This window comes from Bradyrhizobium dasycarpum, from assembly GCF_042019905.1.
Taxonomy (GTDB): domain Bacteria; phylum Pseudomonadota; class Alphaproteobacteria; order Rhizobiales; family Xanthobacteraceae; genus Bradyrhizobium; species Bradyrhizobium japonicum_B.
In genome coordinates this window covers 3,364,702-3,381,355 of the sequence record NZ_CP169574.1, presented here as the reverse complement: position 1 = coordinate 3,381,355, position 16,654 = coordinate 3,364,702, and the positions used below count along the sequence as shown (strand labels likewise).

Sequence of the window (16,654 nt, the reverse complement as noted above, 5' to 3'; positions counted from 1 at the left end):
AGCAAATGCGCTGCGAGGCCGCGCGTCGCTGCATGTCATTTCAGCAGGCTGTGCATGCCTGCATATGTCTGCGCGAGTTCCGGGCAAATGTCACCCGTAGTTGTACGGACCATCGCGTTAGGAGTTTGCTCACGGGATTCGCGTCAAACGTGTAGCGGAATTTTAGCAAAGGCGGGGCTTTGATGGCGCTCGATCCGACGGAGCCGAAATGGTCGCTGCGGTTACCCGCCGATTGCAGCATCGCTGCTGTGCGCAGCGTCTATGATCTCATTCGCGAGGCCTTCGGGCGCGAACAGCGGCTTCGAGATCGACTGCTCCAGCGTCGACAAGGCCGACGTGACCTCGATCCAGCTGCTGCTGTCGACCGCCAAGACCGGCGAGGCCCAGGGCCGGCCGGTGGTCCTGACCTCCTTCTCACAGTCTCTGCGAACCACCCTTCGTCGCGCCGGCTTCGCCAGCGAGGCGATGATCGATCAGCATTTCCTGCAAAAGAAAGATGGCACCTGATGGCCACGATTCTCACGGTCGACGATTCCCCCAGCATCCGGCAGATGATCAAGGTCGTGCTCGAGCCGGCCGGCCACAGCGTGATCGAGGCGGGCGACGGTGCGCAAGGCCTCGCCAAGGCCCAGGCCGGCAAGCTCGACCTCGTGATCACCGACCTCAACATGCCCGTCATGAACGGGCTCGAGTTGATCCGGGCCCTGCGCAAGCTGCCGAGCGCGGTCGGCATGCCCATCGTGTTCCTGACGACCGAATCGAACGACACGGTGAAGCAGGAAGCCAAGAGCGCCGGCGCCACCGGGTGGATCACCAAGCCGTTCAAGCCGGAGCAGCTGCTCGCCGTGGTCGGCAAATTGGTGCGCGCATGAGCGCGATGGAGCCGACCGAGATATTCCGTCAGGAAGCCAGCGAGCTCTTCGAGGTGCTCGAAGGAGCCCTGCTCGATCTCGGTCTGCGTCCCGATGACCGCGAGCTGGTCGATTCCGCCTTCCGCGCCCTGCATACGATCAAGGGCTCGGGCGCCATGTTCGGCTTCGACAAGGTCGCCTCCTTCACCCACGAATTCGAGACCGCCTTCGACCGCGTCCGCAAGGGCGAGATCAAGCCGACCCAGGAGCTGATCTCGGTCGCGCTCGCCGCCAAGGACTATATCCGCGCGCTGATCGAAGATCCGCAGTCGACCGACGACGTCATCGGCGAAGCCATCCTCGACGACCTCAAGCGCTTCGTCACGGCCGACCAGCCCGCCGCACCGGTCATGGACATCGCCGAGGCGCCGCCGCTGGCGCCTGGCGCGAGCAAGCAGGCCGGTTGGCACCTGTATCTCGAATTCGAATCCCACATCCTGCGCAACGGCTCGAACCCGCTCGATCTCCTGGAAGATCTCTGCAAGCTCGGTCCCTGCTTCGTCGTGCCGGTCACCGACGGCGTCCCGTTCCTCGACGAGTTGGATCCGGAAGACTGCTATCTGAAGTGGGACGTCAAGCTGCACGCGGCCTGCGACAAGGACGCGATCGACGACGTCTTCATGTTCGTCCAGGACGAGATGAAGCTGACGCTCTCGCCGCTCGAGCAGGCCGAGGCGCCCACGCCGGCGCCGCTGTTCCAGCTGCTCGACGAGGAGGTCGTCGCCGAGACGGCTGCGCCGGCGGTCGAGCCCGCGCCGGTCGTCGAACAACCCCTCGCAAAGGCGGAATTTGAAGCCGCGCCCGAACCGAAGCCCGAGATCAAGCGTGAGGCGGCGCCCGCGCGCCGCGAGGAGGCCAAGCAGGATCGCGGCATTGCCACCGTTCGCGTTCAGGCCGAGCGCCTCGACGAGTTGATGGACCGCGTGGGCGAGCTCGTCATCGCGCAGGCGCGTCTGACCCAGCTCGCTTCGTCCGGCTCCGACCTCTCGATCAAGATGATCGCCGAGGAAATCGAACGTCTCGCCTCGTCCTTGCGCGATACCACGATGGGCGCGCGCATGGTGCCGATCGGCTCGCTGTTCGGCCGCTTCCGCCGCCTGGTGCACGATCTCTCGCGCGATCTATCGAAGCCGGTCGAATTCGTGACCTCGGGCGAGCACACCGAGCTCGACAAGACTATGATTGAGTGCCTCGCCGATCCGCTGGTGCATCTGATCCGCAACGCCATCGACCACGGCATCGAGGACACCGCCACCCGTGCGGCCAATGGCAAGACCGAGCAGGGCCGTATCGAGCTCGCCGCCGTGCATTCCGGCGCACAGGTCCTGGTCACCGTGAAGGACAATGGCGGCGGCCTCAATACCGCGCGCATCCGTGCGAAGGCAGAAGAGCAGGGGCTGATCGCACCCGGAGCCGTGCTGACCGATCACGAAATCCATCAATTCCTGTTCCACCCCGGCTTCTCGACCGCGCAGACCATCTCGGCGCTGTCCGGCCGCGGCGTCGGCATGGATGTGGTCAAGCGCACCATCGAGAACATGCGCGGCTCCATCGACCTGTCGACCAGGTTCGGCGAGGGAACCACCGTGACGCTGCGTCTGCCGCTCACGCTCGCGATCATCGAAGGTCTGCTGATCCGTGTCGGCGAGGGCCGCTACATCATTCCGCTGTCCGCGGTGGAGGAATGCATCGAGCTGACCGCCGAGGACGAACGCTCCCGCGGCCGCAATTTCCTCAACGTGCGCGGCAATCTCGTGCCCTTCCTCCGGCTGCGCGAGATCATGGCCGCATCGGGCGCGCCCGACCGGCATCAGAAGACCATCATCATCTCGACCGGCGAGACCCATGTCGGTCTCGTCGCCGACCAGATCATCGGTAACCACCAGACCGTGATCAAGTCGCTCTCCAAGCTGCACTCGGACGTCACGATGTTCTCGGGCGCGACGATCCTGGGGGACGGCACCGCGGCGCTGATCCTCGACGTCGCGCAGCTGGTCGCGCTGGCGCAGTCGAAGGTGGAAAAGCAGCACATCAGCGAGGCGGCGTGATGAACGACGGTTTGACTGGCGAGCGTCAGACGGGCGCGATGCAGGTCGTCATGATCGGCCTCGGCGAGGAGAAATTCGCTCTCGATGCCGGCCTCGTGCGCGAGATCATCGATCCGGTTCCCGTGACCAGGGTCGCCGGCGCGCGGGCTTTCGTTCCCAGCGTGATCAACGTGCGCGGCAACGTCATTCCGCTCGCCGACCTGCGCATCCGTTTCGGCATGCCGCAGCTCGACGACACCGCCGACACGCGCATCGTCGTCATCGAGCTCGAGCTCGACGGCGAGCCGGTCCTGGTCGGCGTCACCGCCGACAAGGTCTACGAGGTCACCGAGATATCGCAGACCGACGTGCAGCAGACGCCGCGCGTCGGCATGCACTGGAAGCCGGAGTTCATCCGCTTCATCGCCAAGTGGCGCGAAGAGTTCGTCATCGTTCCGAACATGGAACGCATCCTGAATTGAAGTTGAGGTCTCGGGGCGAGACCTGTGGGGGCTGAACATGAGATTTACGGTCAAGGCCAAGCTGGCCAGTGCATTTGGTGTGCTCCTGGTGCTCTCGATGGCGGCAGGCGGCCTCGCCTATGTGAAGCTGACCGAGATGATCGAGACTGCCGATAATCTGGTGTCCCGCGCCGGCCGGATGGAGCGTGCGGCAGAGATCGAGAGGGGGATCCTGACCCAGGTTCGGTCCGAGAAGAATCTGCTTCTGGCGCCCGATAGCGAAGCGGATGGCTTCGTCGCCGAGATCGCAAAGCAGCGCGAGGCGCTTCTCAAGCTGAAAGAGGAGATTCACGCCGCAGCCTCCCCGGAAGGCAAGAAGCTGATCGAGAATTTCGCCGCCTCCTACGCCCGGATGAATGCCGTTCAGGACGACGCGCTCAAGACCGCCCGGACGAACAGGCCGAAAGCCGTGGAGCAGTCCGCGGTCGAGGTTCGCAAAGCGGTCCGCGAAGCGATGGACGCCGCCCACGCCTATGTCAACAACGTCAAGAAGAACATGGCGGACCGGGCCGCCATGGCGCATGAGGACGGCAATCGCGCCCATGTCATGCTGGTCTCGGCGGTGGGCGCATCGCTCGTGATCGGTCTGATCGCCGCGATCTGGATCTCGCTCAGCATCTCCCGCGGGCTCGGCCGTGCGGTCGGCCTCGCCGGTGCCGTGGCGGGCGGTGACCTGACCCAGACCATCAATGTTTCCAGCAATGACGAGATCGGTGATCTCGTGAAATCGCTGAACACCATGGTCGGGAAGCTTCGTCAGGTCGTCGAGGAGGCTCTCACCGCGGCAGGCAACGTCTCCGCCGGTAGCCAGGAGCTCTCCGCCAGCGCCGAGCAGCTCTCGCAGGGCGCGACCGAGCAGGCCTCGTCGGCCGAGGAAGCCTCCTCCTCGATGGAGGAGATGGCCTCGAACGTGAAGCAGAACGCCGACAACGCCAACCAGACCGAGAAGATTGCGGCGCAGTCGGCCAAGGACGCCGAAGCGAGCGGCGTTGCCGTGGGCCGTGCCGTCGAGGCGATGCAGACCATTGCCGAGAAGATCACCATCGTGCAGGAGATTGCGCGTCAGACCGACCTGCTGGCGCTCAACGCGGCGGTGGAAGCCGCCCGCGCCGGCGAGCACGGCAAGGGCTTTGCGGTGGTCGCCTCCGAAGTGCGCAAGCTCGCCGAGCGCAGCCAGGCGGCTGCGGCGGACATCGGCACGCTCTCGACGGAAAGCGTCAAGGTCGCGCAGGAGGCGGGCCAGATGCTGTCCAAGCTCGTGCCCGACATCAAGAAGACCGCGGAGCTGGTGCAGGAGATCACCGCGGCCTGCCGCGAGCAGGACGTCGGTTCGGCCCAGATCAACCAGGCGATCCAGCAGCTCGACAAGGTCGGCCAGCAGAACGCCAGCGCCTCCGAACAGGTGTCCTCGACCTCCGAGGAACTCGCCTCGCAGGCCGAGCAGCTGCAATCGACCATCTCGTTCTTCCGGATCGAGGACGCCGTGCGCAAGGAGAAGGCGGCGGCCGAGCCGATCGACCGCGCCGTCGGCCAGCTCCGGGCCAAGGCCGCGCACATGGCCGCGGTCGACCGCGGCACCAAGAAGCCGGTGCCTGCCCGCAAGACGGCGCGTGCGATGAAGGTCGCCGGTGGCGGTGGCTTCGCCTTCGACATGGATGACGGCGAAGACGATCGCGACGCCGAGTTTCAACGCTGATCAACCGGTCCGGCCTCGTGCCGGACCGTGCTCATTTCCAACCTTCGGAACCCCGGACCGCATCATGGCCGCAACCTCGCAATACCTGACGCTCGGGCTCGCCGGCGAGACGTTCGGCATCAGCATCCGCAACGTCCGCGAAATCCTCGACATGCGGCCGATCTCGCGGCTTCCGCACGCGCCGGACTTCCTGCTCGGCATGATCGACGTGCGCGGCAGCGGCTATCCGATCGTCGACCTCCGCATCAAGCTCGGCCTGCCAGCCGTGGCCGCCACCGAAGCGACCCGCATCATCATCCTGGACGTGCCGATGAAGGATCGTCTGGTCGGCGTCGGCTTCGTCGCCGACTGCGTGTTCGAGGTCACCGACATCGACGAGCAGGCGATCGAGCCGGTGCCCGAGGTCGGCGGCAAGTGGCAGTCCGACTATGCCGCAGGCATCGGTCGCAAGGGCGAGAAGTTCGTCGTGATCTTCGATCTCGCCAAGCTGATGGCGAACGACAAGCTTCCGGAAGGACGCGACGCCAGCGCGGATGCGCCCCGCGCGGCCTGAGTTTGTAAGATTGAAGCGTGCACACGCGTACCCATCCAGATCCGAATTCGAACCCACGAGATTGAAATGAGATTCACCGTCAAAGCCAAGCTCGCCTCTGCATTCGGCGCAGTCATCGTCCTATCGATGATCACCGGCGGCGTCGCCTTCAACAGCCTCTCCACTCTGACCGAGCAGCAGGAGCGCATCGTCGGGCAAGCCTATCGCACCAAGCTGGCTGCCGACGTCATGAGCGCGATCCAGGCGCAGCAGCGGGCCGAGAGCCGCATGATCCAGGCGGTCGCGGACAAGGACACCCAGGACAATTACAACGCGATGCTGACGCGCCGCGAGAAGACGCTCAAGCTCAACAGCGAGCTCTACGGCAAAGCAAGCGAGAACGGCCGGCGCATGCTCGATCAAGCCGCCGGCCCGATCAAGCGCATGAACGAGTTGGAGGACCAGGCCGCCAAGTTTGCGCTGCTCAACTCCAACAACAGGGCCGCGCAGCTGTGGAAGTCCGAGGGGCAGGCAGCGGTCAAGGACATCGACATGATGTTGGATGCTGCTCTCGCGGAGCTGGGCGGCAATGGCTCTGAGAGCCAGCGTACGGTCCTTGCATTGCTGACGGCCCGTGGCGAGATCGCGCGGCTCGCGCGATCGATCGTTCTCACTTACACGGCGACGACGGCGCAGGAAGTCGATGCCGACGTGAAGGAGACCACGCAACGGCTGGGCAGTCTCAAGGCGGCCGTGGCTCAGGCCAATCACCCGACGGCCGGCGCCATGAACGCTCAATTGGACCGCCTGACGAAGGTCGTGGAGAATGTTACGCGTTTGGCCCTCGAGGCAGGCAACATGAAGGCGGCGGCGATCGCGGGTGGTGACGGACGCAAGGCCTTCAACGAGGCCCTCGACGCCATCGAGCAATACGTCAAGCGAAATGAGAAGCAGATGGCCGAGGTCGCGGAGGAGGGCGCCAGGGACGCGGCCTTCGCGAAGATGTTGCTGATCGGCATGCTTGCCGCGGCGCTGTTGATTGCAGTCGCATCGGCGACCTGGATTGCGCTGAATATCAGCCGCGGGCTTGCCCGCGCGGTCGGTCTCGCCAACGCAGTGGCGATCGGCGACCTCAGCCAGAAGATCGACGTCTCGAGCAGGGACGAGGTTGGCGATCTCGTGGCGTCTCTCAACGCGATGACCGCAAATCTAAATGCCACCGCGGCCCTCGCCAACGAGATCGCGCAGGGCAATCTCACGGTCGAAGCCAAGCCGCTGTCGGACAAGGACACGCTGGGCCTGGCGCTCGAGCGCATGGTGGAGAAGCTCCGTCAGATCGTGTCGGAAGCTCTCACCGCGGCGCAGAACGTCTCGGCCGGCAGCCAGGAGCTCTCCGCCAGCGCCGAGCAGCTCTCGCAGGGCGCGACCGAGCAGGCCTCGTCCGCCGAGGAAGCCTCCTCCTCGATGGAGGAGATGGCCTCGAACGTGAAGCAGAACGCCGACAACGCCAACCAGACCGAGAAGATCGCCGCACAGTCGGCGAAGGACGCGGAAGCCTCCGGCGCCGCGGTCGGCCGCGCCGTCAACGCGATGCAGACCATTGCCGAGAAGATCACGATCGTGCAGGAGATCGCGCGCCAGACCGACCTCTTGGCGCTGAACGCGGCCGTCGAGGCCGCCCGCGCCGGCGAGCATGGCAAGGGTTTTGCGGTGGTCGCCTCCGAGGTGCGCAAGCTCGCCGAACGCAGCCAGGCCGCCGCGGCGGAGATCGGATCGCTGTCATCCGAGACCGTGAAGGTGGCGCAGGAGGCCGGCGCCATGCTTGCCAAGCTGGTTCCGGACATCAAGAAGACCGCCGAGCTCGTCGAGGAGATCACCGCGGCCTGCCGCGAGCAGGACGTCGGTTCGGCCCAGATCAACCAGGCGATCCAGCAGCTCGACAAGGTCGGCCAGCAGAACGCCAGCGCCTCCGAGCAGGTGTCCTCGACCTCGGAGGAGCTCGCCTCGCAGGCCGAGCAGCTGCAGTCCACGATCGCCTATTTCCGCATCGAGCAGGCCGCCAAGAGCCAGGCACCGGCCCCGATCGACCGGGCGGTGAGCCAGTTGCGCGCCAAGGCGGCCACCATGGCGGCCGTCGAGCGCCCGGCGAAGAAGGCCGTGCCGGCCAGGCCAGCGCGCGCCGCGAAGGTGGCCGGCGGTGGCTTCGCCTTCGACATGAACGACGGCAGGGACGACAGGGACGCCGATTTCCAGCGCTAGGACTTGTCAGGACTCCCGCGGACCGGCCCACCTTATGACGGGTGAACCGGTCCGCCTTCAACGGCTGCGTAACCCTTAGGATCGAAGATGGCCCGTACGCCCCGACATTCAGGACAGGCGGCGATCCCGGGCCGGGGCACGCGGCCATGATGCCGGCCGTGCAGGATGCGGGCGTCCATCTGTCGGACCGGCACTTCCGGACCATCGCCGAGCTCATCGAGGGACAGGTCGGCATCAAGCTGCCGCAGGGCAAGCGGCTGATGCTGGAGGGGCGGCTGCACAAGCGCGTGCGCGCGCTGAACTTCTCCGACCTCAACGAATATGTCGAGAACCTGTTCGAGCCGGATCATTTCGACAGCGAGCTCACCCATCTCATCGATGTGGTGACGACCAACAAGACCGACTTCTTCCGCGAGCCCCAGCACTTCACCTTCCTGCGCGACGCCGCGGTGCCCGCTCTGCTCAGATCCCATCGGCGCAACAACGCGAAGCTGAAGGTCTGGAGCTCGGCAAGCTCCACCGGCATGGAAGCCTATACGACCGCGATGGTGCTGGACGACATGACGCGGAACGGTTCGCGCTTTCAGTACCGCGTCCTCGGAACCGACATCTCGACCGCCGTGCTGCGGCTCGCCAAGGCCGCCATCTACACCAGGGACGTGCTCGCCCCGGTGCCGGAGCAGTTCGTGAAGCGATATTTCCTGTCATCGCGGGACAAGTCGCGCGGCGAGGTGAGGGTGGTGCCGGAATTGCGGCGGATGACGCATTTCATGCGGATGAATCTCATGGACGCGTCCTATCCGGTCGACCGCGACGTCGACATCATCTTCTGCCGCAACGTCCTGATCTATTTCGAGCGCGAGACGCAGCGCAAGGTCATCGAGCGGTTGTGCAGCCATTTGCGGCCGGGAGGCTATCTCCTGGTCGGCCATTCCGAATCGATGATTCACAGCGCCGTGCCGGGTCTGAAGCAGGTCCAGCCCACCATCTTCCAGGTTTGATCGGAGCGCCGCACCACCATGCCGAAGGAGAAAGTTCGCGTGCTGATCGTGGACGATTCGGCGTCGGTGCGCCAAATCCTGCAGACGATCCTCAACGATGACCCTGATATCGAGGTGATGGCAACGGCTTCGGATCCGTTCGTGGCGGCGCGTCGTCTCCAGAACGAGATTCCCGACGTCATCATCCTCGACCTCGAGATGCCGCGCATGGACGGCATGACGTTCCTGCGCAAGATCATGGCGCAGCGCCCGATCCCGGTGATCATCTGCTCCTCGCTGACCGAGGAGGGCTCGAACGTGATGTTCGAGGCCTTCGAGGCCGGCGCGGTTGACATCGTGCCGAAACCGAAGATCGACACGCGGCAGGCGCTGCTCGAATGCTCGACGCGGCTCCGCGAGGCCGTGAAGTCGGCGGCGCGCGCGCGGGTGCGCCCCCGCGCGGAACGCCGGGCCATCGAGAAGAAGCTGACCGCCGACGCCATCATCCCGCCGCCGGTGCAGGGCCGGGTGCGGCCGACGACGGAGCGCATCGTGTGCATCGGCGCCTCGACGGGCGGGACTGAAGCGCTCAACGACGTTCTGGAGATGCTGCCGGCGCACTCCCCGCCCATTGTTATCGTCCAGCACATGCCCGCAGGCTTCACCGCGGCCTTCGCCAGGCGGCTCGACGGCGTCTGCCAGATCAGGGTCAAGGAGGCCGAGGATGGCGAGCCGGTGCTGCCGGGCAGCGCCTATATCGCGCCCGGGGCCCGGCACATGCTGCTCCAGCGCATCGGCCTGCGCTACCAGATCGCGATCAAGGACGGTCCGCCGGTGTCGCGGCATCGCCCCTCGGTCGACGTGTTGTTCCGCTCGGCGGCCCAGCACGCCGGCGCCAACGCGCTCGGCGTCATCATGACCGGCATGGGCGATGACGGCGCGCGCGGCATGCTGGAGATGCGCAAGCTCGGCGCCGCGACGCGGGCGCAGGACGAAGAGAGCTGCGTGGTGTTCGGCATGCCCAAGGAAGCCATCGCCTATGGCGGCGTCGAGAAGGTCGTGTCGCTGCATCAGATCCCGCGCGAGATCATGCACTGGTATCAGGCCGGGCACGCGGCGGTGGCGGGTTGATGGCCATGTCCCTGGTTCCTGCAAACACGCTCGCTGAGGCGACCGCTGCGATCGAGGACGTCTCCTCGCGCATTGAGGACGTCTTCGCGCGCGTCGGCCGCGACCTCGGGCGCGGCCACCTCATCTTCCAGGAGCTGAACCAGGGCTTGGCTGCGCTCTCGGGCGAGCTCTCCGGCGCCGAGATCGAGGGCGCCGCGACGGCGCTGCAGGAGATCGCCGCGCGGCTGAGCGAGCTGGCGCGGGCGCTGCCGGCGGAAAGCGCGCTGCTGGAGACGATCGGCAAGAGCACGGCGGGGGCGTCTTCGCTGCTCAAGCCGCTGTTCAAGCACATCCAGATGATCACCATCATCGCGCGCAGCGCGCGCATCGAGGCTGCCTCGCTCGACGGCGACCGCGAGGGCTTTCTCGCCTTCACGCAGGAAGCCTATGATCTCGGCAAGGCCGTGCAGGGCTCGATCGAAGGCTGCGCGCGGGACCAGCAGCGCCTCTCGGAAGCGGTCGCCACCGCCTCCGGACGGCAGAGGGAGTTCGAGAGCCGCTACCGGGCCCAGCTGATGTCGGAGAGTGCCGAGCTCGGCGCCGCCTATGCCGGCCTGCGCGAGCAGCGCGGCAAGAGCAGCCATCTGGCCGAGCGCGCAAGTTCCAGCACCAGGAAGATCGCCGATGCGGTCGGCAGCGCGATCATCTCGCTGCAGGCCGGCGACAGCACGCGTCAGCGTCCGAGCACGTGTGCCACGGTCTCGGCCTCGCGCCCGTCACCGCGCCGAGCCTCGTCCCGGAACCTGTTCCGAACGACGACGTCATGCGCGCGATTTGCCGATTGCAGGCGGCCCAGCTCAGGGACGCCCAGCGCGAGTTCGGTGGCGACATCGGCCAGATCGTCGGCGCGCTCACCGCCATCCTGCGCGATGCGGGCAGCGTCGCCGGCCACGGCCGTATGCTGTTTGGCGGCGAGGAGGACGGCTCGTCGTTCCTGACGCGCATCAAGCAGGCGCTGGCGCACGCGTCGAACCTGATCGCCACCTGCGAAAGCGCGGGCCGCTCGGTCGACGAGGCGCTCGCGATCCTCGAGGACACGCTGGCAAAATTTTGCCAGGCGATCGCCGGCCTTGCCGAGGCGACGGTCGACATCACGCTGATCGGCATGAATGCCGGCCTCAAGGCGAGCCATCTCGGCAGCCGCGGCAGCGCCTTCGTCGTCATCGCCAACGAGCTCAAGGCCACCGCCGACCAGGTCTCGGCGGGGGCCGCGCGCCTCCGGCCCGTGCTCGACGGGATTGAGCGCTCAGCCGGGGAGCTGAAGCAGCTGCGCGTGCAGGGTCACCCCACGCAGCTTGCCAAGCTCGAGCCGCAGATCCTGCTGGCGCTGCGCGAGGTCGAGGCCGGCAATGAGCGGCTCGACAAGCAGATGAGCCGGCTCGTGAACGAAGGCGCGGAATTCGAGAGGCTGATGAATTCGGCCCAGGGACTGATGACCACGCTCGGCGAAAGCTCGGCAGCCTTGCCCGCGGTCGCGACGCGGCTGGAGACGGCGGCTGCGGGTGCGCAGCGGCTTCAGGTGGAGGTGCAGGATCAGGCGATACTCGACGATCTCTTCGCGCGCTACACGATGGAGCGCGAGCGCGACGTTCATCGCGACTTCCTGCAAACGATCGGGCTTGAGTCGACCGCCGCCGCGCGCCGGGTCGAGGCGGCCGAGACCGCGGACGACGGTATAGAATTGTTCTGACGCGCCGCGGCGATCGCCTCGCGCGGCAGGGTCAATTTGACGGGTCGGCTTTGCAGGGCATTAACCGTGGCGGAATGCTCGCCGCATCGGTCATTGTCGCGCCGCAGACTTGGGTTGCAGATACCGGTGAGGATTGCGGTGGATGCTTTCATGATGCGAGACGGCAAATACGCGGCCTGGTTCAGGACCCCGCGCGGCCAGGGCACGGGCATCGTGCATCTGGCGGATGGACGGATCTCCGGTAGCGACAGCTTCTTCACTTATGGCGGCTCCTATCGGTTCGCTGACGACCAGCACTTCACGGCAGTCCTGACCACGCGGCGGTATGCCGAGGGCCCGCCGACCGTGTTCGGTCCGGACGAGGTCGAGGTCGAGCTCGCGGGCGTGTACAGCGGAGCGCTGGCGACCTGCTCCGGCAAAGCCAAGCAGGCGCCCGACGTGCCATTCGAGGTGACGCTGATCTTCTGCCAGGAAGACGCGCCGGCAGTGGAAACCCGGTCCGCTGTCGTGAAGCTCAATGACAAATTGCCCAAGGGGCTCGACAGCCGTTCGCGGCCGCGCCAGTTCCCTCTGCCTCCGAGGCCTCCCGCGTCTTAGCCTTGCGTTGACGCTATCGCAGCGAAGCGGGCTGCGAATGCGCCGCGGCAACGGTGCATTTAGGGGCGGAACGTTACGATGAGGCCGCATGAAGGACGGACGAAACATGCCTCAGATCTGGATGACATACGAGGAACTGGCGACCCTCAGCGGCTGCACGTCCGCGGAAGCCAGAATGCGGGCCATCCATCTGTCGCTCGACCGCCGCAAGAGCCGCGACGGCGCAACGCGCGTCAAGCTTGACCTGGCGCTGACGGCCAAGTTCTTCGCATCGATCCGCGAAGCGGATTTCGATCTCGACGGCGCCATCGCCGCGCTCCAGAGCACGCACAGGCAAATGGCCGAACTGCTGGCGCCGGCCGGGTTCCGCGAGCGCGGTGCAGCCTGAGCGCTGCGCCTTACCGGGCTCACCGCAAGAGCGGCGCCCGTCGATCTCCACTGTCTTTTCGAATCAGGCATAGTCCTGTCTCCGGAATTTTCAGCCGGGGGCCGGGGTTTCAACCGCAACGGGCCATAGAGCCCGCGAGGAGAATGCCATGAGGACAGCCAGGGATCGGATCGGCGTGACACTGTGGGGAACGGCGGTGCTCGGTGCGCTGCTGATGGTCGCCGCCGCGCCGTCGCGTGCGGAGGTCATCAAGCTGCAGGCCGAGCTCAAGGGCAGCAATGAAGTCCCTCCGAACAATTCCTCCGGTTCAGGCAGGGCTGAGGCCACGTTCGATAGCGAGACCAAAGTCCTGACCTATACCGTCACCTTTACCGATCTGTCGGGGCCGGCGATGGGAGCTCATTTCCATGGTCCGAGTGAAGCGGGCAAGAACGCCGGCATCGTCTTGCCGTTCAAGACGGTGCAAAGCCCGATCCAGGGCAGCGCCACGCTGACGGACGCTCAGGCGGCCGATCTGTTGGCGGGGAAATGGTACGCGAACATCCATACGGCCGCCAACCCGGGCGGCGAATTGCGCGGGCAGATGACGAAGTAGGGATGATGTCCCGGCGGCGCTGAAGAAATTGTCGGCGCCGTGATCGTTCAGGCTGGCGGCCGGGGCAGGAAGGCCAGGATCGTCTGGGCGAGGAGGACACCGACGGTGCCGCCCGCCGCCTTTTGCAGCACGTCGAGGAAGCCCGGATCGCGATCGGGGATCAGCGCTTGCAGAACCTCCAGCCCCATCGCGACGGCCACGACGAGCGAGCAGGCCAGAACGAGCCGGCCGGGCAACAGGAAGGACAGCAGGAAGCCCAACAGGCCATAGGCACTGAAGCGCTCGATCACGACGATCCAATAGGCCTCGTGATGCCCCATCAGCGCCGGCCGTCCCGCCAGTCTTGCCAGGGTGGCATAGACGATGAGGGCGAGGCAGATGGCCGCGGCTGCGATGAGGTGATTTCGACGCATGGCCCACCATAGCCGCCCGGATGCGGTCCCGCCTTCGAAAGACGAGAACATCGTTAAAGCGCCTTTGAACGCCGGCGGGGATGGTCAGGCGACCAGGACGTCGCCGCCCGGTGCTGCGGCTGCGGAATGGCGGCGCGACTCGACCAGCTCGCTGAACTTGGCGAACGGGAGCGGGGCGGCGACGAGATAGCCCTGTCCTTCTTCGACACCGGACGCGATCAGGGCGCTGCGCTGCTCCTCGGTCTCGATTCCCTCCGCGACGACCGTCATCCGAAAATCCTTGGCGAGCGCGACCAGCATCTCGACGATCGTCGTGGTCGACGCATCCACGGTGATGGTGTCGACGAAGAACTTGTCGATCTTGATTGCGCTGGCGCCGAGCCCCTTCAGCCGCGACAAGCCGCTATGGCCGACACCGACGTCGTCGATGGCGACGCGGAAGCCATGGTCACGCAGCTCCGCCACCACGGTCGCGGCGTGCGCGAGATCGTCGAGCTCGTCGCGCTCGGTCACTTCGACCACGATCTGGCGTGCGGAGATTCTCGCCGTCAGGACCGTGCGCCGCAGCGTCTCGACGAAGCCGGCGCTCAGCAGGTGCTTGGGCACGACATTCACGGACATCTTGAAGCCCTTGTCCGCCTTCAGCACGGCCTGCAGATCGCAAAGCGCCGATCGCAGGATCTGCCAGGTCATCGCCTGGATGCGCCCGCTGGATTCGGCCAGCGGAATGAAGTTCACGGGCGGCACCACCGAGCCGTCCTTCCGGACCCAGCGCGCCAGCACCTCGCATCCGGTGATCCGGCCGGTCCTGAGGTCGAAGATCGGCTGGTAGTACGGCTTGAATTCGCCGGCTGCGAGGGCGCGATCGAGGTCCGCGACCGGCCCCTCCGTCCGGCGGCTGCGTGCCAGCAGGATGCCGAACAGTGCACCCAGTCCAAGCGCGACCGCGAGCGCCGGCCAATACGCTTCGCTGTTCCAGCTCGAAAGCACGGCCTGCTCGAGCCGGATCGTGGCGTGAAGCGGCAGGCGCGCGGACTGCCTGTCGAAGCTGATCGGTCCCGGCAGCGGCTTGTCGGCATCGAGCCGGAATTCGCCGAGCTTCTCGCCATTGCTCAAGGTGAGGATCACCTCGCTGTGCGCGCGCAGCTCGGCGGGCATGAGATCGAACAGGCCGGAATTGATGCCGACGATGGCGACCAGCGCCGAGCTGCGATTGACGTCCCTGAGTACGCCCAATGCGTCACCGCCGAACTGCTCGACGCGGAATAAAGCGAGCTGCTGGTCCTGCGAGGGCAGCATGTCGCGGCGATCCGCCCATCCCTTGTCGAACTCGAGGCGTCTCGGAATAGGCCGAGCAGATCACCGATCCGTCCGGATTGACGAGACGGACGTCCTTGATCGCCGAGCGCTGGTAGACATGGAGCCGGATGGCTTGCAGCGCCGCCGGCGCGCAGCTGGCAAGATCGCGCTTGGCGAGGTCGTCGAGGCTGGCTGCGGCGAAATCGACAGCCAGTTCGGAACGGCGCAGAACCACCTCGGTCAGCTCGTTCAGCTGGTGCACCTGCTGGTGGCGAATGACGGCCTCTGCCGCGAAATGGCCCGCCAGCCCAAACGCCATCATGCTCGCAAGCACGAGCGCCACAAACGGAAGGTTCGGTCGCTGGTGTCTCATCCGGTCCGGGCGGAATTCAGGGAGAGGCAGGGGACGATCTTGGCAATGACCTTGAGAATATCTTGGCAATTGATCCTAGCCAGCGGGGGCTAAGATAGGGTTTAACGGGCGGACCGGCCCGGAAGGGCGACCGCGTAATTTGCCTGACCGATGGTCCGCGCGGCCCAAGCATGAAAGTTGAGCAGTATGATCAGGACGTTAAGCCTCCTCCTGTCGTTGGTCCTCGGAAGCGCGGTGGCCTCCGCGCAGGGGACCAAGGACCAGCCAGCGGGCAATCAGCCCACCAGCCGCAGCGGCGCTGCGACGAATTCCGGTTCGGACAGCATGGGCGGAGCGTTCAAGGGGACGGGGACACCGAACTACGGAACCAGCCCCGGGATGGGCTCCCAGAAGAAGACGCGCAATTAGGTCTGAACGGCCGGGCGGACTGAAGCAGGGCGCCTGGTGGCATTCACCGGAGGCGGACGGGGACGGCCTGCGGATAAGGTTCACCGGATCTGTCGATGCGGGGCGCTGCGGAATCGCGGGCGGTCCGCAGCCGCAGCACCACGAACGCGATGTTAATCGCCAGCCAAATCAACATCGCGGAAATGGCAAAATGGATCACTGCCAGACCTCACTGCGGGATCTGGTCAACATCCAACAGTTGCCTTGGTTCCGCCCTGCACGGCGACGAACTGCAGGTGAGGAAGGAGGCATTGCTGCGAGGGCGGACAAGCTGCCCTCCGCGACGAACTTTTCCAGGACTAGCCCTTCTTGCCGGTCTTCGACTTCAACGAAAGACCAAGCCGCACAGCCATGCGCTTGATCGCATCCGGCGAGCGGCCGAGAAGTTTCGCCGCCTGCTCCAGCGAAGCCGAAGACTTGGCCAACTCCATGAGCCGGCGGTCTTCCTTGAACGACCAGGGCTTGCGCGCCATAACCGAAATGATCCTTTTGTCGACACAATGACAAAGCCGCCAAGCGACCCATGTTCGCTCGACGGCTTTGCTTGGGTGGGGCCGGGCTTTGGGGGAGCCCGGTGCGAAGATGGATATGCGTTTCGCGAGACTTCGCAACAAACAACGCGGATTAAGCTAACCGCTCAACCTTACCGCGACAAAATCGGCGGGCGAGATACGTATGATCCCGGTGAACCAGGGTTCATGGTGTCGGCGGGTCGAGTCCTGTAAGAAGAACGGAGCCTCTTCACCGCACCTCTGC

Annotated in this window: 16 protein-coding genes and 2 pseudogenes; 13 read left to right on the top strand and 5 right to left on the bottom strand. The window is 65.7% G+C overall.

The annotated features are described in order from the left end of the window. Positions 1-182: 182 nt before the first annotated feature. The 13 genes and pseudogenes from ACETMP_RS16340 (at position 183) to ACETMP_RS16280 (ending at position 13,366) form a co-directional block, all read left to right on the top strand. Positions 183-507, top strand: a pseudogene (locus tag ACETMP_RS16340) (lipid asymmetry maintenance protein MlaB). Then, the gene (locus tag ACETMP_RS16335; RefSeq protein WP_018317043.1) at positions 507-872 is read left to right on the top strand and encodes a response regulator; all 366 of its coding nucleotides are present in this window, start codon (positions 507-509) and stop codon (positions 870-872) included. The pseudogene ACETMP_RS16340 and the gene ACETMP_RS16335 overlap by 1 nt, the downstream one beginning before the upstream one ends. Continuing rightward, positions 869-2,959: a chemotaxis protein CheA gene (locus tag ACETMP_RS16330; RefSeq protein WP_375161736.1), complete on the top strand. Its 2,091-nt coding sequence runs from the start codon at positions 869-871 to the stop codon at positions 2,957-2,959. Before ACETMP_RS16335 ends, ACETMP_RS16330 begins: the two co-directional genes overlap by 4 nt. Next, entirely contained in the window at positions 2,959-3,420 is a 462-nt protein-coding gene (locus tag ACETMP_RS16325) for a chemotaxis protein CheW (protein ID WP_028134693.1), read from the top strand. The genes ACETMP_RS16330 and ACETMP_RS16325 overlap by 1 nt, the downstream gene beginning before the upstream one ends. Before the next feature lie 37 nt (positions 3,421-3,457). Then, the gene (locus tag ACETMP_RS16320) at positions 3,458-5,155 is read left to right on the top strand and encodes a methyl-accepting chemotaxis protein (RefSeq protein WP_375161735.1); all 1,698 of its coding nucleotides are present in this window, start codon (positions 3,458-3,460) and stop codon (positions 5,153-5,155) included. Between the two features lie 64 nt (positions 5,156-5,219). Further along, positions 5,220-5,708: a chemotaxis protein CheW gene (locus ACETMP_RS16315; protein ID WP_375161734.1), complete on the top strand. Its 489-nt coding sequence runs from the start codon at positions 5,220-5,222 to the stop codon at positions 5,706-5,708. Positions 5,709-5,774: 66 nt separating this feature from the next. After that, entirely contained in the window at positions 5,775-7,946 is a 2,172-nt protein-coding gene (locus tag ACETMP_RS16310) for a methyl-accepting chemotaxis protein (protein WP_375161733.1), read from the top strand. Positions 7,947-8,092: 146 nt separating this feature from the next. Further along, on the top strand, positions 8,093-8,947 hold the full coding sequence (locus ACETMP_RS16305) for a CheR family methyltransferase (protein ID WP_375161732.1): 855 nt from the start codon (positions 8,093-8,095) through the stop codon (positions 8,945-8,947). Between the two features lie 18 nt (positions 8,948-8,965). Further along, on the top strand, positions 8,966-10,057 hold the full coding sequence (locus ACETMP_RS16300) for a chemotaxis response regulator protein-glutamate methylesterase (protein ID WP_375161731.1): 1,092 nt from the start codon (positions 8,966-8,968) through the stop codon (positions 10,055-10,057). Between the two features lie 5 nt (positions 10,058-10,062). Further along, positions 10,063-11,786, top strand: a pseudogene (locus ACETMP_RS16295) (chemotaxis protein). 150 nt (positions 11,787-11,936) lie between these two features. Then, complete coding sequence (locus tag ACETMP_RS16290) at positions 11,937-12,383, top strand: hypothetical protein (RefSeq protein ID WP_375161730.1); 447 nt, start codon at positions 11,937-11,939, stop codon at positions 12,381-12,383. A gap of 106 nt (positions 12,384-12,489) precedes the next feature. Beyond that, positions 12,490-12,771 carry a hypothetical protein gene (locus tag ACETMP_RS16285; protein ID WP_375161729.1) on the top strand — a complete coding sequence of 94 codons (282 nt, stop codon included), beginning with the start codon at positions 12,490-12,492 and terminating at the stop codon, positions 12,769-12,771. A gap of 148 nt (positions 12,772-12,919) precedes the next feature. Continuing rightward, positions 12,920-13,366 carry a CHRD domain-containing protein gene (locus ACETMP_RS16280; RefSeq protein WP_375161728.1) on the top strand — a complete coding sequence of 149 codons (447 nt, stop codon included), beginning with the start codon at positions 12,920-12,922 and terminating at the stop codon, positions 13,364-13,366. Between the two features lie 47 nt (positions 13,367-13,413). Here ACETMP_RS16280 and ACETMP_RS16275 read toward each other — a convergent pair whose 3' ends face one another. The 5 genes from ACETMP_RS16275 to ACETMP_RS16255 form a co-directional block, all read right to left on the bottom strand. Then, positions 13,414-13,779, bottom strand: a complete 366-nt coding sequence (locus ACETMP_RS16275; RefSeq protein ID WP_028134702.1) for an antibiotic resistance protein VanZ — start codon at positions 13,777-13,779, stop codon at positions 13,414-13,416. Between the two features lie 84 nt (positions 13,780-13,863). Next, entirely contained in the window at positions 13,864-15,078 is a 1,215-nt protein-coding gene (locus tag ACETMP_RS16270; RefSeq protein ID WP_375161727.1) for an EAL domain-containing protein, read from the bottom strand. Then, positions 15,020-15,400 carry a CSS-motif domain-containing protein gene (locus ACETMP_RS16265; RefSeq protein WP_375161726.1) on the bottom strand — a complete coding sequence of 127 codons (381 nt, stop codon included), beginning with the start codon at positions 15,398-15,400 and terminating at the stop codon, positions 15,020-15,022. The genes ACETMP_RS16270 and ACETMP_RS16265 overlap by 59 nt, the downstream gene beginning before the upstream one ends. 502 nt (positions 15,401-15,902) lie before the next feature. After that, complete coding sequence (locus ACETMP_RS16260) at positions 15,903-16,058, bottom strand: hypothetical protein (RefSeq protein WP_375161725.1); 156 nt, start codon at positions 16,056-16,058, stop codon at positions 15,903-15,905. 139 nt (positions 16,059-16,197) lie between these two features. After that, positions 16,198-16,371, bottom strand: coding sequence for a hypothetical protein (locus ACETMP_RS16255; protein WP_375161724.1), 174 nt, complete (start codon positions 16,369-16,371; stop codon positions 16,198-16,200). Between the last annotated feature and the right edge of the window lie 283 nt (positions 16,372-16,654).

What these genes read in the sequence shown, in the direction of transcription:
- ACETMP_RS16290 (WP_375161730.1), top strand. Translation starts at nt 11,937, where the DNA reads ATGATGCGAGACGGCAAATACGCGGCCTGGTTCAGGACCCCGCGCGGC.
- ACETMP_RS16275 (WP_028134702.1), bottom strand. Translation starts at nt 13,779, where the DNA reads ATGCGTCGAAATCACCTCATCGCAGCCGCGGCCATCTGCCTCGCCCTC.
- ACETMP_RS16270 (WP_375161727.1), bottom strand. Translation starts at nt 15,078, where the DNA reads ATGCTGCCCTCGCAGGACCAGCAGCTCGCTTTATTCCGCGTCGAGCAG.
- ACETMP_RS16305 (WP_375161732.1), top strand. Translation starts at nt 8,093, where the DNA reads ATGATGCCGGCCGTGCAGGATGCGGGCGTCCATCTGTCGGACCGGCAC.
- ACETMP_RS16320 (WP_375161735.1), top strand. Translation starts at nt 3,458, where the DNA reads ATGAGATTTACGGTCAAGGCCAAGCTGGCCAGTGCATTTGGTGTGCTC.
- ACETMP_RS16285 (WP_375161729.1), top strand. Translation starts at nt 12,490, where the DNA reads ATGCCTCAGATCTGGATGACATACGAGGAACTGGCGACCCTCAGCGGC.
- ACETMP_RS16280 (WP_375161728.1), top strand. Translation starts at nt 12,920, where the DNA reads ATGAGGACAGCCAGGGATCGGATCGGCGTGACACTGTGGGGAACGGCG.
- ACETMP_RS16300 (WP_375161731.1), top strand. Translation starts at nt 8,966, where the DNA reads ATGCCGAAGGAGAAAGTTCGCGTGCTGATCGTGGACGATTCGGCGTCG.
- ACETMP_RS16255 (WP_375161724.1), bottom strand. Translation starts at nt 16,371, where the DNA reads ATGGCGCGCAAGCCCTGGTCGTTCAAGGAAGACCGCCGGCTCATGGAG.
- ACETMP_RS16330 (WP_375161736.1), top strand. Translation starts at nt 869, where the DNA reads ATGAGCGCGATGGAGCCGACCGAGATATTCCGTCAGGAAGCCAGCGAG.
- ACETMP_RS16325 (WP_028134693.1), top strand. Translation starts at nt 2,959, where the DNA reads ATGAACGACGGTTTGACTGGCGAGCGTCAGACGGGCGCGATGCAGGTC.
- ACETMP_RS16335 (WP_018317043.1), top strand. Translation starts at nt 507, where the DNA reads ATGGCCACGATTCTCACGGTCGACGATTCCCCCAGCATCCGGCAGATG.
- ACETMP_RS16310 (WP_375161733.1), top strand. Translation starts at nt 5,775, where the DNA reads ATGAGATTCACCGTCAAAGCCAAGCTCGCCTCTGCATTCGGCGCAGTC.
- ACETMP_RS16265 (WP_375161726.1), bottom strand. Translation starts at nt 15,400, where the DNA reads ATGATGGCGTTTGGGCTGGCGGGCCATTTCGCGGCAGAGGCCGTCATT.
- ACETMP_RS16315 (WP_375161734.1), top strand. Translation starts at nt 5,220, where the DNA reads ATGGCCGCAACCTCGCAATACCTGACGCTCGGGCTCGCCGGCGAGACG.